Here is a 17096-nt window from a genome sequence, read left to right as displayed (position 1 = left end):
CTCAGGGTCTGGGCGTGAAGCCGGCCGGCTTGCTCGCCAGCCATTCGACGAAGGTGCGCAGGCGCTCGTCGCCGAGCAGGGCCTCGCGGCTGTTGTAGGTCAGCGCCAGTTCCTTCTCGCTGAACAGCTTGTGGATCTGGTTGTGGCAGGCGCGGCAGACCCACAGCGTGGCCGTGATGCGCTCGCTCCTGGCGAAGCGCTTCTGCACATAAGGCTTGTCGTGCAGGGCCTTGGGAATCAGGTGATGGCGGGTCAGCGGCAGATGGCGAGCGCAGAGCTCGCAGGCATCGGGCTGCGGTGGCAGGCGAATGGCTTCCGGCATGGCACGTTGCTGGGCGCCTCAGCGCTTGCGGCAGAGGGTCAGGCCATCGCCCAGCGGCAGCAGGCTGATGTCGACGCGCGTGTCGCGGCGCAGGCCCCGGTTGAGCGCCTGCACGGCGCGGGTATCCGGGCTGTCCGGACTCTGCTCCAGCACCCGGCCACTCCACAGGGTGTTGTCGAACAGAATCAGGCCACCTTTGCGCGCCAGTACCAGCGCGTGCTCCAGGTACACCGTGTAGTTGGCCTTGTCGGCATCGATGAAGATCAGGTCGAAGCTCTCACCATGGCCGCCGCGTTCCAGCGCATTGAGCGTCTCCAGCGCCGGCGCCAGACGCAGGTCGATTCGCTCGTTGACGCCGGCCTCGTACCAGTAGCGCTCGGCGATAGCGTTGTACTCGCCGGGCAGGTCGCAGCAGATCAGTCGGCCGTCCTCGGGCATCGCCTGGGCCATGCACAGCGAGCTGTAGCCGGTGAAGGTGCCGATCTCGAGAATCTTGCGGGCGCCGCTGATCTGCACCAGCAGCGCCATGAACTGGCCCTGCTCGGGCGCGATCTGCCAGCGCGCCATGGGCAGCTGTGCGGTTTCATCGCGCAGGCGCTTGAGTAGCGGCGACTCGCGCAGGGAGACGTCCAGCAGGTACTGGTACAGGGCGTCGTCGAGGTTGAGCGTGCGATTGGTCATGGCTGACGCGCCAGTTGGCCGGCAGCCAGCACCCGCTTGGCGCCGAGGTAGCTCTTCTGCCAGTAGGCCTGGGTCAGGTAGTCCAGGCGCACGGTGCCACCGCTAGAGGGTGCATGCACGAAGCGGCCCTCGCCGACGTAGATGCCGGCATGGCTGACCGTGCCGCCGCCGTTGGTGGCGAAGAACACCAGATCGCCGCTCTGCAGCTCGCCACGCCCGACGTTGGGCACACGCAGGTTGATCATGTCGCGGGTCGAGCGCGGCAGCGCGATGCCGGCGGCATTGCGATACACGTAGCCGATCAGGCCGCTGCAGTCGAAGCCGCTCTCCGGCGTGTTGCCGCCATAGCGATAGGGCGTACCTTCCAGGCCGATGGCGCTAATCACCACGTCATCGGCATTGCCGCCGACGATAGGGAAGGGATTGCTGGGTTCTTGGGAGGGAGGGTTGCCGGCGCATGCGGTAAGCAGCGCGGCGAGGGCTAGCAGGGAGAGGCGAGCCGTGAAGTGCATGGGCGGTCGTCCTGGCCGGAATGCGCCCTACTCTGCCGGCTTGCAGGCACGGGCGCAAGGCCCGTGCCGCATGGATCGGACTCAGCGATGCAGCGGGGAACGTCGCTCGCTAACGGGTTCCGGCGCCATGGCCAGCACACGCTTGGCTTCCATGTAGCTGCGGCTCCAGTAGCTGTCGTCCAGGCTGTCCACGCGCACACCGCCGCTGCGGCTGCTGCTGGAGTGGATGAACTGGTCATCGCCCAGGTAGATGCCGGCGTGGCTGACGCGACCGCGACCACGGTTGTTGAAGAAGATCAGGTCGCCCGGTTCCAGGTCGCTGCGCGACACCAGCGGGGCATCCATGTTGATCAACTCACGGGTGGAGCGCGGCAGCTTCATGCCGGCCTCTTCCTTGAACAGGAAGCCGACAAAGCCGCTGCAATCGAAGCCGCTGGTCGTCGACGTACCGCCCATGCGGTAGCGAGTACCGACCAGGGACAGGCCGTGGGCCAGGATGTTGTCTGCCAGCGACGGCAGCTCATACGGCTTGTCGTCGGTCAGATCAACCATCTGCTCGTCGGTCAGCATGGTGACCGGCTGCGATGGTTCTTGTTGCGCCAGATCCATCTGGGGCTGCGGTGCCTGCTGGTTGGCGCACGCCACCAACAGGACTGAGAGTGCAATGGGCACGAGGGGTGCGAAGCGCTTTAGCATGGGCACGACCGTGTCTGTCTGGTTTTTATAAGGGGGCGACTATGCCGTCACCAGACGTAATTTGCAAATTCAATGCCCGGAAATGTGACTTAGTAGTTCCGGCAAAACGTCTGACGCCCTTCCTGACAAATGGACGTCCAGCCAGCGGCTGATTTCGGTCTTCTGTGGGTTCACTTCCACGGTGAAACCCCCATTCCTGCGGGCCTGCACCACCGGTTCGACTATGTAGGGGAAGCTCGCGGTAGTACCCACCGCGATAACCACATCGAACCCCTGATGCACCTGATCATAAAGCCGACCAATGGCATCCTCGGGCAGCATCTCCTCGAACAGCACCACCGGCGGGCGCAGCACGCCTCCACATCGAGCACAGCGTGGCGGCAAGGGCTTGTGCAGGTGCGCGGCCAGCTCGGCATCTTCTGCACCGCAGGACTGGCAGAACAGCGGCGCCAGCTCGCCGTGGATCTCGATCAGCCGCTCCATCGGCGAACCCGCCTGGCGGTGATAGCCGTCGATGTTCTGCGTCAGCACCCAGCAACCCGGCTTGCGCCGCTGCAGCTCGGCGATAGCAGCGTGCCCGGCGTTGGGGCTGGCAGCCAGGCAGGCCTCGCCGAGCTGCGCCAAGTACTTCCAGCACAGCGCCGGATCGCACTGCAGCATCGGCCCGGACAACGCCGCCTCGATGGGTAGGCCCTCGGCCGTCAGGCCGTTGTACAGGCCGCCGAGACCGCGATAGGTAGGCAGCCCGGAATCCGCCGAGAGCCCGGCGCCGGTGATGATCAGAATGCGCTCGGCCTTCTGGATGGCCTGGGCGACACGAAGAATGTCCTGCTGCATGGCATTACCTCCTCGGACCACAAAGCGGCTTTGTTAGTGATTGACCGTATGCGCCAGCATCACCGACAGCTGACACAACGGCCGCCCACTCTGCGCGTGCCACTCATTGAAGGCAGCCTGCACCAGGGCCAGGTCCTTCAGGCTGGTCGGCGCCTTGTCGATGATGTCCTGGGCCTTGAGCGCGGCGACCATGTCGTCGGTAGGGATGAAGGTGTCCTTGCCGACCATGCGCAGGAAACGCGGTGCCGAGAGGCCGCCCAGCTGGTTGCCGTGCTTGGCCAGGTATTTCCACAGGCCGACGATGTCGGTCACCGGCCAGTCGGCGATCAGCGCACCGAAGCGGCCTTTTTCCTTCTGCACATCGAGGACGAACTGGGCGTTGCGCGGCACGCTCTTGAGCTTGCCCAGGTGTCGAATCAGCCGCGCGTCCTGCATCAGCCGCTCCAGGTGCTCCGCGCCCATCAGCACCACCTTCTGCGGATCGAAGCCGAAGAACGCCTGCTCGAAGGCCGGCCACTTGGCGTCCACCAGGCTGTGCTTGAGACCAGCGCGAAACACCCGCAGTGCGATTAGCGACAGGTAGCGGTCATCGCTCAGCTCGCGCAACTCGGCGTCGCTTTTCGGCTGCGGCAGCCTGGCCTCCAGCGCCGCGGCCGAGCCGAAGCGGTTGAGGCAGTACTCATGGAGCCATTTGTAGTCGCGCATTGGGTGTCCTTGCGGTGTTGCGTAGGCCGCACAGGTTGCCCGCACCCTCAACGGCACGCAATATTCGCCGCCATGAACGATCCCGTGGAAAGCTTCTTCGCCCAGTGCCAGGCCGTGCTCGCCGGCGAAGCCGCCCTGCTCGCCCAGCTGCAGGCGGCGGGCTTCGATTGCCAAGCCGGCTACTGGGCCTTCCGGCTGCCGCAGCTGCAGCAGTGGCTGGCGCCGCAGCTGGACTACCCGCGCTTTCGCCAAACGCTCTACGCCAGCGAACTGAACACGCGATTGAAAGCGCTGGGCGGCGAGATCGCCATCGCCGACAACCAGGGCAACAGCGACCTCAGTCTGTACTGCCTGCGCCGTCTTTCCTGAACAGGTGGCGAGTAGCCTCGGCATACAGCGCCGACTCGCTGAAGTCCGCAGGCTCCAACACCCTACCGACCAGGATCAGCGCGGTACGGCGAAAGCCCTTCGCCGCCACCCTGGCCTCGATATCCGCCAGGGTGCCGCGTACCCAATCCTGATCCGGCCAGCTGGCGCGATGCACCACGGCGACCGGGCAATCGGCACCGTAGTGCGGCAGCAATTCTTCAACGATGCGCGGCAGATGCTGCACGCCGAGGTGAATGGCCAGGGTCGCACGGTGGCTGGCCAGGGCGCCCAGCTCCTCCCCCGCCGGCATCGGCGAGTTGTGGCCGTAGCGGGTGAGGATCACCGTCTGCGCCACCTCGGGCAGGGTCAGCTCGGCCTCCAGCAGCGCCGCACAGACTGCGGTGGCAGTCACACCGGGGACGATCTCGAAGGGAATCTGCAGCGCGCGCAGCTCACGAATCTGCTCGCCGATGGCGCCGTACAGCGAGGGGTCTCCAGAATGCACGCGGGCCACGTCCTGGCCCCTGGCGTGAGCTTCGGCCAGCAGCGTGACGATCTGCTGCAGATGCAGTTCGGCGGTGTTCACCACCTGCTCGGCGCTGTGGCCCTGCAGCACAGCCTCGGGCACCAGCGAGCCGGCATAAAGGATCACCGGACAGCTGCGGATCAGGCGCTGCCCCTTGACGGTGATCAGCTCGGGATCGCCGGGGCCGGCGCCGATGAAATAGACGGTCATGAGAGGTTCCGATGTCAGGCGCGGGCGATGGCCAGGGTAGCAGCGGCGCTGCGTTGCTTGGGACAGATCAGGGCGGCGACACGGCCGGAGCGCTCACTTGCACTGGCCAAGGCACTGGCCTCAGCCACGCTGGCGGCGCCGGTCAACTCACGCACGAACTCCGAGCCTTCGCTCAGCTGCGACTCGTGAGCCGCCAGCTGTTCGGCCGAGAAGAAATCCAGCGGCAGCTTGAGCTCGGCGGCCAGCTGCAGCAGCCCGGCCTCATCGCGCTTGAGTGCGCTGCTGGCCAGGCCATCCAGCGCGCTCAGCGGCAGCGCGAGCTGCGCCAGGGTCTGCTCCAGCAATTCGCGCAGCTCGGCCGCCGTGCATCCGCGACGGCAGCCGAGACCGGCGACGATCACAGGATCAGGCTCCCTGCTGTTCGCCACGGGCGAAGAACCAGGCGGCGGCCAGGCCCAGGGCGGACCAGAACACGGCGTTGGTCAGCAGCGAGGCGAGGATGAACTCACGCTCCAGGGCGGCGGGCGCCAGGCTCTCGTGCACTTCCGGATGCGGCGCGCCGATCAGGTGCGGCACGGCCAGCAGCACCAGGCCAACGCCACGCAGTGCCCAGTTGCAACCGAAGGCGATCAAGCCCAGGCCGGCGGCGGTGGCGACAGCAGTGCCGATCCACCAGTACTGGCGCAGCAGCAGGTCAGCGGCGGCGGTGCCCGGCAGCTCCGGCGGCAGGCCGGCGGATGGCGCCAGGCTGAACACGGCAAAACCGCCCAGGCCCCAGAGCAGGCCCTGCCAGGTCTGGTTCGGTGCACGCAGGGTGAACAGGCCGGCCAGCATCAGCGCGAAGCCAACGGCCACCACCAGGTTGCTCAGGCCGGTGGCCAGGGTGCGCTGCCAGCCATCTTCCGGCGCCCAGGCCTCGCCGTCATGGCTGTGGCCGGCACTCGCCTCGTGCTCGTGTTCATGGGCGGCGACTGGCGCCTCGTGGCTGTGCTCGGCCACCGGCTCGGCGGTCTCGAAGGTTTCCGCATGCAGAATCAGCGGGGTGACCCACAGGCTCTGCAGCAGGGTCAGGACGATGGCGGCCAGCAGGCCGGAGAAGCCCGCAGTCTGGGCGATGCGCTTGATCATGGCGGGCGGTCTCAGTGGCAGGGGAAGGCGGCGCTGTGGCGCGTATCGTGGGCGGCGTTGTGCATCGCCTCGATGTGCGAGAAGCCAGCGACGAAGATCAGCAGCGCGCCGAGCAGGCAGCTGCCGGCGGCGATGGCCAGGCGTTTGGACAACGGGAGTGAAACGGCGACGGAGGACGACAGCGTGCGGCTGGACATGATGGGCACCTTCCAGGGATTGGTATTCCGGCAGAAGGTCGCAGCAAGGAAATGGCCCGCCCAGGGCCATAAACCGGCATGCGCCCGCCCACCGCGGGTTGCCAACGAGCCCGTTCGACTCCTGCTGCGCACCAGCCCTGCGCAACAACGGCAGGCCCTGGCTCACGAGGCGTCTCATCGGGTTCTAACGAAGATTCAGGCCGGTCTCCGGGCTTGCGACGCCTTTGCAGGAACCGGGTCGGCCTTCCCATGCGCGAGGCACAGTGGCATTGAGGACCCGTCGATCGCTTACCGTTGCGGGGGCAGCGCCGGACTCGCCCACTCCACGCGGAGAAGGGCCCACCGGCTTCCCGTTTCACCTCGCGCACGGCGGCGAGAGGCACCTGAAACAGCTTTTCTAGAACATCACGAAGCCCGCTCCAGCGTCAACCGCGCGGTTGACCACCCTTGGGGCACTGCGTAGCCTTGCAGCCTTTCCGAGGTTCTTCTTCGCCAGCCGAAGAAGCTAAGAGGGAACAGGGTCCATGCCCTGGCTGCCCCCGCAACTGTGAACGGACGAAATCCTTCGAAATGCCACTGCCACCAGGCGGGAAGGCGAAGGATCAGGAACCCCAAAGTTCCACGCCGTGAGCCAGGAGACCTGCCTCGCAAATGTTTCGACAACCGGGCGGGGTGATCCGGTGGTGTTCGGCCCTCGCTCGTCCGCGCGTGCCCCGCCCTGCCCGTCCGTCCATTTCACGACGCTTCCGGGGCTGCCATGCAATCGCTCGCCAAACTTCCCGTCACCATCGTCACCGGCTTTCTCGGTGCCGGTAAAACCACCCTGCTCCGCCACCTGCTGGCCAACGCCGGCGGCCGCCGCATCGCGGTGATCGTCAACGAATTCGGCGAACTGGGCATCGACGGCGCCATCCTCAAGCAGTGCTCCATCGGCTGCACCGAGGAAGAAGCCAACGGCCGCGTCTACGAACTGGCCAACGGCTGCCTGTGCTGCACCGTGCAGGAAGAGTTCTTCCCGGTGATGCGCGAGCTGGTGGCGCGTCGTGGCGAGCTGGACCACATCCTTATCGAAACCTCCGGCCTGGCCCTGCCCAAGCCGCTGGTACAGGCCTTCAACTGGCCGGAAATCCGCACCGCCTGCACCGTGGATGCGGTGATCACCGTGGTCGACAGCCCGGCCGTGGCCGCCGGCACCTTCGCCGCCTTCCCCGACCAAGTGGACGCCCAGCGCAAGCAGGACCCCAACCTCGACCACGAGTCGCCGCTGCACGAGCTGTTCGCCGACCAGCTGGCCAGCGCCGACCTGGTGGTGCTGAACAAGACCGACCTGCTCGACGCCGATGCCCTGGCCGCCGTGCGCGCCGAAGTGGCCGAGGAGTTGCCGCCGGCAGTCAAGGTGATCGAGGCCCAGGGCGGCGACCTGCCGCTGGGCGTGCTGCTCGGCCTGAACTGCGAGACCGAGCTGCACATCGACGCCCGTCGCACCCACCACGACGAGGAAGACGAGGACCACGACCACGACGAGTTCGACTCCTTCGACCTGGTCCTGCCGGAGGCCGAGGAAGCGCGCCTGCTGGCCGCCCTGAAGGACGCCGTGGCCAAGCACGGCATCCTGCGCGTCAAGGGCTTCGCCGCCATCCCCGGCAAGGCCATGCGCCTGCTGGTGCAGGGCGTCGGCCAGCGCTTCGACCGCCACTTCGACCGCGCCTGGGGCGAAGGCGAAGCACGCCAGAGCCGCCTGGTGCTGATCGGCCAGACCCTGGACCGCGCTGCCATCGAGGCGGAGCTGAAGGCCGCACTGGCCGGCTGACATGCACCTGCTGCGCGCCCAGGCCGGCGTCACCCTGCCGGCCGACAGCATCGCCGACCTGGGCCAGACCCCGGCCGAGCTGGTGATCCTCTGCACCGGCGACTCGCACCTGTCGCTGCTGGCCGAGGTGGCGCGCGAGCTCCCCGCGGACTTCCCCAGCCTGCGCCTGGCCAGCCCGGCGCAGCTGCCCAACCACGCCTCGGTGGATTTCTACGTCGAGGAGGTACTGCGCCACGCCAAGGTCATCCTGATCTCGGTGCATGGCGGCGTCAGCTACTGGCGCTACGGCATCGAGCGCCTGGTCGAGCTGGGCCGCCAGGGCGCCAGGATCATCCTGGTGCCCGGCGACGACAGCCTCGATCCCGAGCTGAGCGAACTCAGCAATGTGCCGAGCGAGGACAGCCAGCGCCTGTGGCAGTACCTGCGCCAGGGCGGCGCGGACAACGCCCGCCATCTGCTGCACTGCATCGCCAGCCATTGGCTGGACCGCGACTACCCCTGGAGCGAGCCACGCGCCCTGCCGCGCACGCTGATCCATCACCCACGCCACGCTGTGGCAACCCTGGATCACTGGCGCGCCGACTGGCAGCCCGACCGGCCGGTGGCGGCGCTGCTGTTCTACCGCGCCCAGGTGCAGGCCGCTAACACCGCCTTCGTCGATATCTTCTGCCAGCGCCTGCAGGCCCAGGGTCTCAACCCGCTGCCCATCGCCGTCGCCAGCCTCAAGGAGGCCGAATGCCTGGCCCAGGTCGAGGCCTGGCTGGACGAGGCCGACGCGGCGGTGATCCTCAACACCACCGGTTTCGCCCAGTCCAATCCGGAATCGCCACAGGCCCGGCCGTTCCGCCGTGATGTGCCGGTGCTGCAGGCGCTCTGCGCTCTGGACAGCGAGGAGCAGTGGCAGGCCAGCGCCCAGGGCCTGGGCCCGCGCGACCTGGCCATGCACATCGCCCTGCCCGAGCTGGACGGCCGCCTGATCACCCGCCCGATCAGCTTCAAGGGTGTGGCCGCACGCAACGAGCGCAGCCAGAGCGACGTGGTGCGCTACCGCCCGCATCTGCCGGGCATGGACTTCGTCGCAGAGCTGGCACGGCGCTGGACGCAGCTTGCAGCCAAGGCCAACGCCGACAAGCGCGTCGCCCTGATCCTGGCCAACTACCCGACCCGCGACGGCCGCATCGGCAATGGCGTCGGCCTGGACACTCCGGCCGCCGCGCTTAATATCCTGCGCGCCCTGCAGCAGCAGGGTTATCCGGTCGAGGGACTGCCGAGCGATGGCACCACGCTGATCCACCAGCTCCTCGGCGGCGTGACCAACGACCTCGACAATCTCGACCAGCGCCCCTGCGCGCAGAGCATGGCGCTGGACGACTACCAGCGCTGGTTCGCCAGCCTGCCCGAGGCCAACCAGCACGCCGTGACCGAACGCTGGGGCCCGCCCGAGCAGGACCCGATGTACCGCGGCGGCCGGCTGATGATCGCCGGCCTGCGCTTCGGCCTGACCTTCGTCGGCATCCAGCCGGCGCGCGGCTATCAGCTGGACGCCGCGGCGGTGTACCACGACCCGGACCTGGTACCGCCGCACGGCTACCTGGCCTTCTACTGCTGGCTGCGCACGGCATTCGCCGTCGATGCGCTGATCCATGTCGGTAAGCACGGCAACCTGGAATGGCTGCCAGGCAAGAGCGTCGGCCTGTCCGAGGCCTGCTGGCCGAGCGCGATCTTAGGACCATTGCCCAATCTCTATCCCTTTATCGTCAACGACCCCGGCGAGGGCGCCCAGGCCAAGCGCCGCACTCAGGCGGTGATCCTCGACCACCTGATGCCGCCGCTGACCCGCGCCGAGAGCTACGGCCCGCTGCGTGATCTGGAACGCCTGGCCGACGAGTACTACGAGGCCAGCCAGCTCGACCCGCGCCGCGCCGTGGAGCTGCGCAGCGAGATCCAGCGCAAGGTGCGCGAGGCCAGCCTCGACCGCGAGCTGGGTCTGCAGGTAAACGACGCCCCGGACAGCTGGCTGCCACAACTGGACGCCTACCTGTGCGACCTCAAGGAATCGCAGATCCGCGACGGCCTGCACTGCTTCGGCGAATCGCCGAGCGGGCGCCTGCGCCGCGACACCCTGCTCTCCTTGGTACGCATCCCGCGGGGCGACGGTCATGGCCAGCACGCCAGCCTGTTACGCGCGCTGGCCCAGGACCTGGCTCTGGACTTCGACCCGCTCGGTGGCGAGCCGGCCGAACCCTGGCACGGCCCGCGCCCGGATTGCCTGCTGCCCCTGAGCACTGAGCCCTGGCGCAGCCGTGGCGACACCCGCGAGCGCCTGGAGCTGCTCGCCCTGCAACTGATCGAGCAGCCCGAATCGCCTGCGCCCGGCCCTGCCAGCGCCGCAGTACTGAACGAGCTACGCGGCCATATCGCCCCGCTGCTGGACAGCTGCGGCGCCGCCGAAATGAACGGCCTGCTCGCTGCATTGCAAGGCCGCTTCGTGCCGCCTGGCCCGAGCGGCGCACCCAGCCGCGGCCGCCTGGACGTGCTGCCCACGGGCCGCAACTTCTACTCGGTGGACGTACGCCACCTGCCCACGCCCACCGCCTGGCGCATCGGCGTGCAGAGCGCCGAGCGCCTGCTCGAGCGCCACCTGCAGGACGAGGGCGAGCATCTGCAGCGCCTGGGCCTGTCGGTATGGGGCACGGCGACCATGCGTACCGGCGGCGACGACATCGCCCAGGCCCTGGCCCTGCTCGGCGTGCGCCCGGTATGGCAACCCGGCAGCCAGCGGGTCGAACGCATCGAGGTACTGCCGCTGGAACAGCTCGGCCGTCCACGGGTGGACGTGACCCTGCGCGTGTCCGGCTTCTTCCGCGACGCCTTCGCCAACCTGATCCGCCTGTTCGATCAGGCCGTGCAGGCGGTGGCCGAACTGGACGAGCCGGAACATATGAACCCGCTCTCGGCACGGGTGTGGCAGGAAACCCTGGCCCACCAGGACCAAGGGCTGGACCCGGTCGAGGCACGCCGCCAGGCCGGCTGGCGCATCTTCGGCGCCAAGCCGGGCGCCTATGGCGCCGGCATCCAGAACGCGGTGGAAGAACGCCTGTGGCAGACCCGCGCGGACCTGGCCGAGGTCTACCTGAACTGGGGCGGCTACGCCTACGGCCAAGGTGCCGAGGGCCTGCCGGCGCGCGCGCAGTTCGCCGAACGCCTGCAGCAGCTGCAGGCGGTGCTGCACAACCAGGACAACCGCGAGCACGACATCCTCGATTCCAACGACTACTACCAGTTCCAGGGCGGCATGCTGGCGGCGGTCGAGACCCTGCGCGGCGCCAAGGCCGCCAGCTACTTCGGCGACAGCAGCCAGCCGGACAACCCGCGCATCCGCACGCTCAAGGAAGAACTCGGCCGCGTGGTGCGCGCCCGCGCGGTGAATCCCAAGTGGATCGCCGGGATGAAGCGCCACGGCTACAAGGGCGCCTTCGAGCTGGCCGCCACGGTCGACTACCTGTTCGGCTTCGACGCCACCAGCGAACTGGTCGACGATCACCAGTACGCCCTGCTGGCCGACGCCTACCTGCTGGACAAGGACACCCGCGACTTCATCCAGCAGCACAACCCCGGCGCCCTGCAGGACATGCTCGAACGCCTGCTGGAGGCTCAGCAGCGCGGCCTCTGGCAGCAACCCGGCGACTACCAGGCTGCGCTAGAAAACCTGCTGCTGGATGCGGAGGAGTCCTGATGCCCTCAGCGCCCCGCCCGCAGCCGCTCGGCCGCCTCGCGCAGCATCGCCTCGGTGCCGCTCCAGCCCAGGCAGCCGTCGGTAATCGACACGCCGTAGCGCCGCTCGGTGGACAGTGCCTGGCAGCCGTCGAACAGGTGGCTCTCCAGCATCACCCCGCGCAGGCTGGCGTCGCCGGCCAGGCGCTGGTCGAGCACGTCGCGCAGCACCGCCGGCTGGCGCAGCGGGTCCTTGCCACTGTTGGCGTGGCTGCAGTCGACCATGATGCGTGCGGCGATGCCCTGCTTCTCCAGGCTCGCCCGCGCCACGGCCACACTGGCCGCATCATGGTTCGGCCCGCCATGGCCGCCGCGCAGCACCAGGTGGGTATCCGGGTTGCCCTCGGTCTCGACCAGCGCCGGGCGGCCCAGGCCGTCCACACCGAAATGCTGGTGCGGGTGCGCAGCCGAGCGCATAGCGTCGCAGGCGATGGACAGGCTGCCATCGGTACCGTTCTTGAAGCCCACCGGCACATCCAGACCGCTGACCAGCTCACGGTGCACCTGCGACTCGCTGGTGCGCGCGCCGATGGCGGCCCAGCCCAGCAGGTCATCGAAGTAGCCAGCCACCAGCGGCTGCAGCAGCTCGGTGGCCACCGGCAAGCCGCGCTCGAGCATGGCCAACATCAGCCGGCGCGACAGCTCCAGGCCTCCGGCCATGTCGCCGCTGCCGTCCAGCTGCGGGTCGTATACCAGGCCCTTCCAGCCGATGGTGGTGCGCGGTTTCTCGACGTAGGCGCGCATCACCAGCAGCAGCTGGTCGCTCACCTCGGGAGCCAGTGCGGCCAGGCGGTCGGCATATTCCAGAGCGGAAATCGGATCGTGCAGGGAACAGGGGCCAACGACGACCAGCAGGCGCGAGTTGGAGCCGTCGAGCACGGCGCGAATGGCCTCGCGCTGGGTGTGAACCTGGCTGGCGAGAGCGGCGGACAGCGGCAGGCGCTGGCGCAGATCGGTGGAGCTCGGCAGCGGCGTTGCGCGGCGGCGAGTGGTGGATGGCGGCACGGCTTGTGCGCGCAGAGCAGTAACGGAAGCATTCATGGCGGTGGTCCTCGTCCGGCGTGGCCTCATGCCACGCGCGGCGCGCTATCTGGGTGTTCGACTGGAATCTCGGTGGTGCGCGGCAGCGCTGCTAAATCGCCAGGCGGAGTTGCGGTAATAAGTGCGGTAGTAAGCGGTCATGTTTCGATCCTCTGTGTGCATCGTGCTGGCCTTGTGGGCCGAAAAAACAAAAACCCCGGTCGGGTGGCCGACCGGGGTTTCGTGAAACTGGCTGGTGGCGACCCTTTGCTCTGGGGCGCCTGTGGGGTATCAGGCGCGCCGCTGGCTAAACCAATACCCATAAAAGAAATAAGCGACGGCCTCGACCTGCGCGCGCACGCCAGCCACGCCGACAGCGGCGGAGCGAACGAGGCGGTTCAGGGAAGGACGAGACGACATGCTGATCTCCAAAACGATGGTTGCCACGCTAACCGATCGCCCTACCTAACTTCAACCCTTGTCCCGAGGTAACGCCATGCAGCCCCATTTCCCCCTGGCCGCCGTGGTGGCCGCCGACGAGCTCAAGCTGGCGCTGTGCCTGGCCGCCATCGATCCGGCCCTGGGCGGCGTGCTGATCGAAGGTCCGCGCGGCATGGCCAAGTCCACCCTGGCTCGCGGCGTGGCCGACCTGCTCGACGGCGGGCGCTTCGTCACCCTGCCGCTGGGCGCCAGCGAGGAACGCATCGTCGGCACCCTCGACCTGGATGCCGCACTCGGCGAGGGTCGCGTGCGCTTCTCCCCCGGCGTGCTGGCCAATGCCCACGGCGGCGTGCTCTACGTTGACGAGGTCAACCTGCTACCCGACCACCTGGTGGACCTGCTGCTCGACGTGGCGTCCAGCGGCATCAACCACATCGAACGCGATGGCCTGTCGCACAGCCATCCGGCGCGCTTCGTACTGATCGGCACCATGAACCCCGAGGAAGGCGAGCTGCGCCCGCAGTTGCTCGACCGCTTCGGCCTCAAGGTGCAGCTCGGCGGCACCCCAGAGCCAGCGCAGCGCGCGGAAATCGTCCGCCGCCGCCTGGCCTTCGACGGCGCCCCCGAAGCCTTCCTCGCCCAGTGGCAGAACGAGCAGGACGCCCTGCACCAGCGCTGCGCCGAGGCCCGCCGACGCCTGAACGCCATCCCGCTGGACGACGCCAGCCTGGACGCCATCGCCCAGCGCTGCTTCGCCGCCGCCGTGGACGGCCTGCGCGCCGACCTGGTGTGGCTGCGCGGCGCCCGCGCCCATGCTGCCTGGCGCGGCGCCAGCCGCATCGAGGAGCAGGACATCGACGCCCTGGAATCCTTCGTCCTCGCCCATCGCCGCCGCGAACACACGCCGCCCGCCGCGAGCCAGCCGCCGGCGCCAAACCGGTCGGAACAACAACCAGCGCAACAGGAGCAGGGCGAAGGCCAGTGGGGCGCACTGCCGCCGCAGGCCGTGGCCGTCGGCGAACGACGCGAGCCACCGAGCTGGCCAAAAAAGCCCTGAGCATCCGCCCGCGCCAGGCCCCAGGCGCGGATGCCCTACCCCTCCCCGGCCAGGCCCAAGGCGGACGCAGTGGCGCACGCGGCAGCGGCACGCCCACGCGCATCGACTGGCCGGCGACCCTCGCCCACGGACGCCCGCGCCGCCATGCCGACCTGCACTGGCACGCCCGCCGCGTGCGCCCCGGCGAGCTGTGGTTGGTAATCGTCGATGCCTCGGCCAGCACCCGTCGGCATGGCGCCCTGGCCCAGGCCAAGGGCCTGCTCGCCGAACTGTTCGCCAGCGCCTATCGCCAGCGCGCGCGCCTGGCCGTGCTCGAAGCCGGCGGCGCGCAGCCGCGCTGGCTGTGGCAGGGGCAGAAGGCCTCGCCTGAACTGCACGCCTGGCTGAACCAGCTCGGTGCCGGCGGTGGCACGCCGATCATCGAGGCCCTGCAACTGGCCACGCCCTGGTTGCTGCGCCGGCAGCACCACAAACCGGGCGAACAACAACGCCTGCTGCTGCTCACCGACGGCCGCCTGCGCGACTGGCCGCGGCTTACCACGCTACCCTGCCCCGGCCTGCTGCTGGACATCGAACGCGCGCCCATCCGCCTCGGCCGCGCCAGCCAGCTGGCCTTTGAGCTGGGCGCCGACTACCACCATATCGACGAACTGGCGCCCGCAAGCCGAGCGCCCATCTGGAACAGACCATGAAAGAACTGCTGCTGGTCGGCATTGGCGCCGGCGACCCGGACTACATCACCCAACAGGCTATCAAGGCCCTGCGCCGCAGCGATGTGATCTTCCTGATGGACAAGGGCCCGGCCAAACACAAGCTCAACGCCCTGCGCCGGGAAATCTGCGAGCGCTTCCTCGAAGGGCACCTGCCCCGTTTCGCCGAAGGCCAGCAGCCGGAGCGCGAACGCGACGCCGCCGACTACCGCGCCAGCGTGGACGAGCTGAACCGCGACAAGCAGGCAGTGTTCGAGCAGCTGATCGACGAGCAGATGAGCGACGGCGAAGTAGCCGCCTTCATGGTCTGGGGCGACCCCTCGCTGTACGACAGCAGCATCCGCATCATCGAATCCATCGCTAGCGCGCGCAGCGACCTCAGCTATGACGTGATCCCCGGTATCACCAGCCTGCAGGCCCTCACCGCCCGCCACCGCATACCGCTGAACCAGATCGGCCGCGCCGTGGAAATCACCACCGGCCGCCTGCTGGCCGAGGGCTGGCCGCAGGGCGTGGATAGCGTGGCGGTGATGCTCGATGCCAAGGACACCTACCTACGGTTTGTTGGGCAGGGGCTGCATATCTATTGGGGAGCGTATGTGGGGACGGCGGATGAGATTTTGATTGCTGGGGCGCTGGATGAGGTGGCGGAGCGAATTGCCGCTACTCGTGCGGAGGCGCGGGAGAGGAATGGGTGGATTATGGATAGCTATTTGCTGCGTAAGAGTGGAAGCGCAGAGCTGAGAGCAACGAAAAAGGAACCCTTCATCCAAGCCACTCTGCTCTATTCGTCATAGCTCAGGTACTTCAGTAGCCGCTGCTCTTTCGCTACGATCCAACGTCAATTTCTCACAGCAAGGTATACATCATGGAAGAACAAGAGCGCCTGGGGACAAAAAAAATTAAGCAACCCCCCGTCCTTTTTTCCAAAACCCAGGCAGCCATTGAGGAAATATCCAAGGAATTGGGAGGCCCGGTTATCTGCTATTGGAACAACTCCAGAGGCGCCGTTTGCTCAAATGATGTGATCGCGCTGAACAACATTCTGGAGCGTTTGGGCCAGCACGACACTCTTTACTACTTCATCAAGTCCGACGGTGGCAATGGCCAAGCCTCTCTTCGTATGGTCAACCTGTTACGCCAGCATTGCCGGCAGCTGATAGCTCTAGTGCCACACGAATGTGCATCTGCAGCAACAATGATCGCAATTGGCGCAGATCAGATTTTGATGGGTCCCACAGCCTATCTAACTGCGGTGGACACTTCGCTGAATCATGCACTGTCCCCTAGAGATCGCGACAATGACCGCGTCAGCGTCAGCCTTGACGAACTAAACCGAGTGGTCAAACGGTGGCGGGCTGAGGCTCCTGATGGTGGCGACAACCCATACAAGAGCCTATTTGAGCATGTGCATCCATTAGTGATTGGCGCCGTTGACCGAGCGGAATCGCTATCGATCATGCTGTGCAAAGAGTTGCTTTCCTATCACATCAAAGATGCAACTAAAGCATTGGACATATCGACCACACTCAACTCGAAGTATCCGTCACACAGCTATCCGATCCTTATGGGAGAGGCCCGCGAAATTGGACTAAACGTCGCAGCGCTACCGCGTAACGTCAACTCGCTGCTCCTCGACCTACACCTTCTGTACAGCGAAATGGGGCAGAAAGCAGTCACGGACTTCAGTGAAACCCTGTCGCACAGCAATGAGATTCTTAACATCCACGAAGCAATGGGTATTCAGTTGTTCTACCAAAACGACAAGGATTGGTTCTATCGGGGTGAAGAGAGACGCTGGATAACCATGAACGACAACAGCAGTTGGCGTAGTGTGGAGCGACAAGGAGGTCGGCTTAAGAAGAATGTGCTGCATATATCCTGATCGGAGCTAACCACTAGTCCAATCTGTATCAGAGTCATTCCGGGTGTGCCTTCCGCAAGCCATCATGCTTGCCGAAGAGCACCATTTTCGCCCTTACGGCGAGTTACTTTCTCTTTGCACGCTCAAAGAGAAAGTAACCAAAGAGAAAGCGCGCCCGACATCCGGGTCTGGCCTGCGGCCAGACTTCCCTCCCTCCGGTGCCGCTCCGGGGGCCGG

18 protein-coding genes and 2 riboswitches are annotated in these 17096 nt (G+C 66.9%); of the genes, 7 read left to right on the top strand and 11 right to left on the bottom strand.

The window, feature by feature from the left end; all coding sequences use genetic code 11:
* Position 1: 1 nt before the first annotated feature.
* From PTT45_RS15835 to PTT45_RS15810, 6 genes are all read right to left on the bottom strand, one after another.
* Positions 2–322: a hypothetical protein gene (locus tag PTT45_RS15835; protein WP_273814520.1), complete on the bottom strand. Its 321-nt coding sequence runs from the start codon at positions 320–322 to the stop codon at positions 2–4.
* A gap of 18 nt (positions 323–340) precedes the next feature.
* A complete protein-coding gene (locus tag PTT45_RS15830) occupies positions 341–1003 on the bottom strand; it encodes a class I SAM-dependent methyltransferase (RefSeq protein ID WP_273814519.1) in 663 nt (220 codons plus the stop codon).
* Entirely contained in the window at positions 1000–1515 is a 516-nt protein-coding gene (locus PTT45_RS15825; RefSeq protein ID WP_273814516.1) for a C40 family peptidase, read from the bottom strand. Before PTT45_RS15825 ends, PTT45_RS15830 begins: the two co-directional genes overlap by 4 nt.
* An 81-nt stretch (positions 1516–1596) precedes the next feature.
* A complete protein-coding gene (locus PTT45_RS15820; RefSeq protein ID WP_273814515.1) occupies positions 1597–2211 on the bottom strand; it encodes a C40 family peptidase in 615 nt (204 codons plus the stop codon).
* A gap of 69 nt (positions 2212–2280) precedes the next feature.
* The gene (locus PTT45_RS15815) at positions 2281–3048 is read right to left on the bottom strand and encodes an NAD-dependent deacylase (protein ID WP_273814513.1); all 768 of its coding nucleotides are present in this window, start codon (positions 3046–3048) and stop codon (positions 2281–2283) included.
* A gap of 33 nt (positions 3049–3081) precedes the next feature.
* Positions 3082–3753, bottom strand: coding sequence for a DNA-3-methyladenine glycosylase I (locus tag PTT45_RS15810; protein WP_273814511.1), 672 nt, complete (start codon positions 3751–3753; stop codon positions 3082–3084).
* A 72-nt stretch (positions 3754–3825) separates the two neighbouring features.
* On the opposite strand from PTT45_RS15810, the gene PTT45_RS15805 reads away from it, so the two are divergent.
* Positions 3826–4122 carry a hypothetical protein gene (locus PTT45_RS15805; protein ID WP_273814509.1) on the top strand — a complete coding sequence of 99 codons (297 nt, stop codon included), beginning with the start codon at positions 3826–3828 and terminating at the stop codon, positions 4120–4122.
* Here PTT45_RS15805 and cobM read toward each other — a convergent pair.
* From cobM to PTT45_RS15785, 4 genes are read right to left on the bottom strand one after another with little or no spacing between them, the layout of a single operon-like run.
* Positions 4091–4858 (bottom strand): precorrin-4 C(11)-methyltransferase, encoded by a 768-nt coding sequence (cobM, locus tag PTT45_RS15800; RefSeq protein ID WP_273814508.1) that lies wholly within the window; start codon positions 4856–4858, stop codon positions 4091–4093. The two genes, PTT45_RS15805 and cobM, sit on opposite strands and share 32 nt — an antisense overlap.
* Positions 4859–4872: 14 nt before the next feature.
* Positions 4873–5259 carry a cobalamin biosynthesis protein gene (locus tag PTT45_RS15795; RefSeq protein WP_273814507.1) on the bottom strand — a complete coding sequence of 129 codons (387 nt, stop codon included), beginning with the start codon at positions 5257–5259 and terminating at the stop codon, positions 4873–4875.
* A 4-nt stretch (positions 5260–5263) separates the two neighbouring features.
* Positions 5264–5986 (bottom strand): CbtA family protein, encoded by a 723-nt coding sequence (locus PTT45_RS15790; protein ID WP_273814505.1) that lies wholly within the window; start codon positions 5984–5986, stop codon positions 5264–5266.
* 11 nt (positions 5987–5997) lie between these two features.
* Positions 5998–6183 (bottom strand): CbtB domain-containing protein, encoded by a 186-nt coding sequence (locus PTT45_RS15785; RefSeq protein WP_225592080.1) that lies wholly within the window; start codon positions 6181–6183, stop codon positions 5998–6000.
* Positions 6184–6364: 181 nt separating this feature from the next.
* Positions 6365–6585, bottom strand: a riboswitch (cobalamin riboswitch).
* Between the two features lie 60 nt (positions 6586–6645).
* Positions 6646–6845: riboswitch (cobalamin riboswitch) on the top strand.
* Positions 6846–6940: 95 nt separating this feature from the next.
* Between PTT45_RS15785 and cobW the strand changes: the two genes are divergently transcribed.
* Both cobW and cobN read left to right on the top strand, forming a co-directional pair.
* Entirely contained in the window at positions 6941–7993 is a 1053-nt protein-coding gene (gene cobW / locus PTT45_RS15780) for a cobalamin biosynthesis protein CobW (RefSeq protein ID WP_273814502.1), read from the top strand.
* Position 7994: 1 nt separating this feature from the next.
* A complete protein-coding gene (gene cobN, locus PTT45_RS15775) occupies positions 7995–11729 on the top strand; it encodes a cobaltochelatase subunit CobN (RefSeq protein ID WP_273814501.1) in 3735 nt (1244 codons plus the stop codon).
* Between the two features lie 5 nt (positions 11730–11734).
* Here cobN and PTT45_RS15770 read toward each other — a convergent pair whose 3' ends face one another.
* The gene (locus PTT45_RS15770; RefSeq protein ID WP_273814500.1) at positions 11735–12808 is read right to left on the bottom strand and encodes a 3-deoxy-7-phosphoheptulonate synthase; all 1074 of its coding nucleotides are present in this window, start codon (positions 12806–12808) and stop codon (positions 11735–11737) included.
* Positions 12809–13283: 475 nt separating this feature from the next.
* On the opposite strand from PTT45_RS15770, the gene PTT45_RS15765 reads away from it, so the two are divergent.
* The 4 genes from PTT45_RS15765 to PTT45_RS15750 all read left to right on the top strand — a co-directional run bounded on the left by PTT45_RS15765 (position 13284) and on the right by PTT45_RS15750 (position 16880).
* The gene (locus PTT45_RS15765; protein ID WP_273814499.1) at positions 13284–14285 is read left to right on the top strand and encodes an ATP-binding protein; all 1002 of its coding nucleotides are present in this window, start codon (positions 13284–13286) and stop codon (positions 14283–14285) included.
* Positions 14267–14977 (top strand): vWA domain-containing protein, encoded by a 711-nt coding sequence (locus PTT45_RS15760; RefSeq protein WP_273814625.1) that lies wholly within the window; start codon positions 14267–14269, stop codon positions 14975–14977. The genes PTT45_RS15765 and PTT45_RS15760 overlap by 19 nt, the downstream gene beginning before the upstream one ends.
* Complete coding sequence (cobF, locus tag PTT45_RS15755) at positions 14974–15792, top strand: precorrin-6A synthase (deacetylating) (protein ID WP_273814498.1); 819 nt, start codon at positions 14974–14976, stop codon at positions 15790–15792. Before PTT45_RS15760 ends, cobF begins: the two co-directional genes overlap by 4 nt.
* Positions 15793–15863: 71 nt before the next feature.
* The gene (locus PTT45_RS15750) at positions 15864–16880 is read left to right on the top strand and encodes an SDH family Clp fold serine proteinase (RefSeq protein ID WP_273814496.1); all 1017 of its coding nucleotides are present in this window, start codon (positions 15864–15866) and stop codon (positions 16878–16880) included.
* Positions 16881–17096 lie beyond the last annotated feature (216 nt).

The organism is Pseudomonas sp. Gutcm_11s, from assembly GCF_028649395.1.
Classification (GTDB): domain Bacteria; phylum Pseudomonadota; class Gammaproteobacteria; order Pseudomonadales; family Pseudomonadaceae; genus Aquipseudomonas.
Note: the sequence above shows the minus strand (reverse complement) of the source record. Positions and strands in the feature narration are given on the sequence as shown.

Excerpts from the sequence above, each read along its gene's own strand:
- PTT45_RS15770 (WP_273814500.1), bottom strand. The coding sequence starts at position 12,808 with ATGAATGCTTCCGTTACTGCTCTGCGCGCACAAGCCGTGCCGCCATCC.
- PTT45_RS15810 (WP_273814511.1), bottom strand. The coding sequence starts at position 3,753 with ATGCGCGACTACAAATGGCTCCATGAGTACTGCCTCAACCGCTTCGGC.
- PTT45_RS15825 (WP_273814516.1), bottom strand. The coding sequence starts at position 1,515 with ATGCACTTCACGGCTCGCCTCTCCCTGCTAGCCCTCGCCGCGCTGCTT.
- PTT45_RS15790 (WP_273814505.1), bottom strand. The coding sequence starts at position 5,986 with ATGATCAAGCGCATCGCCCAGACTGCGGGCTTCTCCGGCCTGCTGGCC.
- PTT45_RS15765 (WP_273814499.1), top strand. The coding sequence starts at position 13,284 with ATGCAGCCCCATTTCCCCCTGGCCGCCGTGGTGGCCGCCGACGAGCTC.
- cobN (WP_273814501.1), top strand. The coding sequence starts at position 7,995 with ATGCACCTGCTGCGCGCCCAGGCCGGCGTCACCCTGCCGGCCGACAGC.
- PTT45_RS15815 (WP_273814513.1), bottom strand. The coding sequence starts at position 3,048 with ATGCAGCAGGACATTCTTCGTGTCGCCCAGGCCATCCAGAAGGCCGAG.
- PTT45_RS15835 (WP_273814520.1), bottom strand. The coding sequence starts at position 322 with ATGCCGGAAGCCATTCGCCTGCCACCGCAGCCCGATGCCTGCGAGCTC.
- cobW (WP_273814502.1), top strand. The coding sequence starts at position 6,941 with ATGCAATCGCTCGCCAAACTTCCCGTCACCATCGTCACCGGCTTTCTC.
- PTT45_RS15805 (WP_273814509.1), top strand. The coding sequence starts at position 3,826 with ATGAACGATCCCGTGGAAAGCTTCTTCGCCCAGTGCCAGGCCGTGCTC.
- PTT45_RS15785 (WP_225592080.1), bottom strand. The coding sequence starts at position 6,183 with ATGTCCAGCCGCACGCTGTCGTCCTCCGTCGCCGTTTCACTCCCGTTG.
- cobF (WP_273814498.1), top strand. The coding sequence starts at position 14,974 with ATGAAAGAACTGCTGCTGGTCGGCATTGGCGCCGGCGACCCGGACTAC.
- cobM (WP_273814508.1), bottom strand. The coding sequence starts at position 4,858 with ATGACCGTCTATTTCATCGGCGCCGGCCCCGGCGATCCCGAGCTGATC.
- PTT45_RS15830 (WP_273814519.1), bottom strand. The coding sequence starts at position 1,003 with ATGACCAATCGCACGCTCAACCTCGACGACGCCCTGTACCAGTACCTG.
- PTT45_RS15820 (WP_273814515.1), bottom strand. The coding sequence starts at position 2,211 with ATGCTAAAGCGCTTCGCACCCCTCGTGCCCATTGCACTCTCAGTCCTG.
- PTT45_RS15750 (WP_273814496.1), top strand. The coding sequence starts at position 15,864 with ATGGAAGAACAAGAGCGCCTGGGGACAAAAAAAATTAAGCAACCCCCC.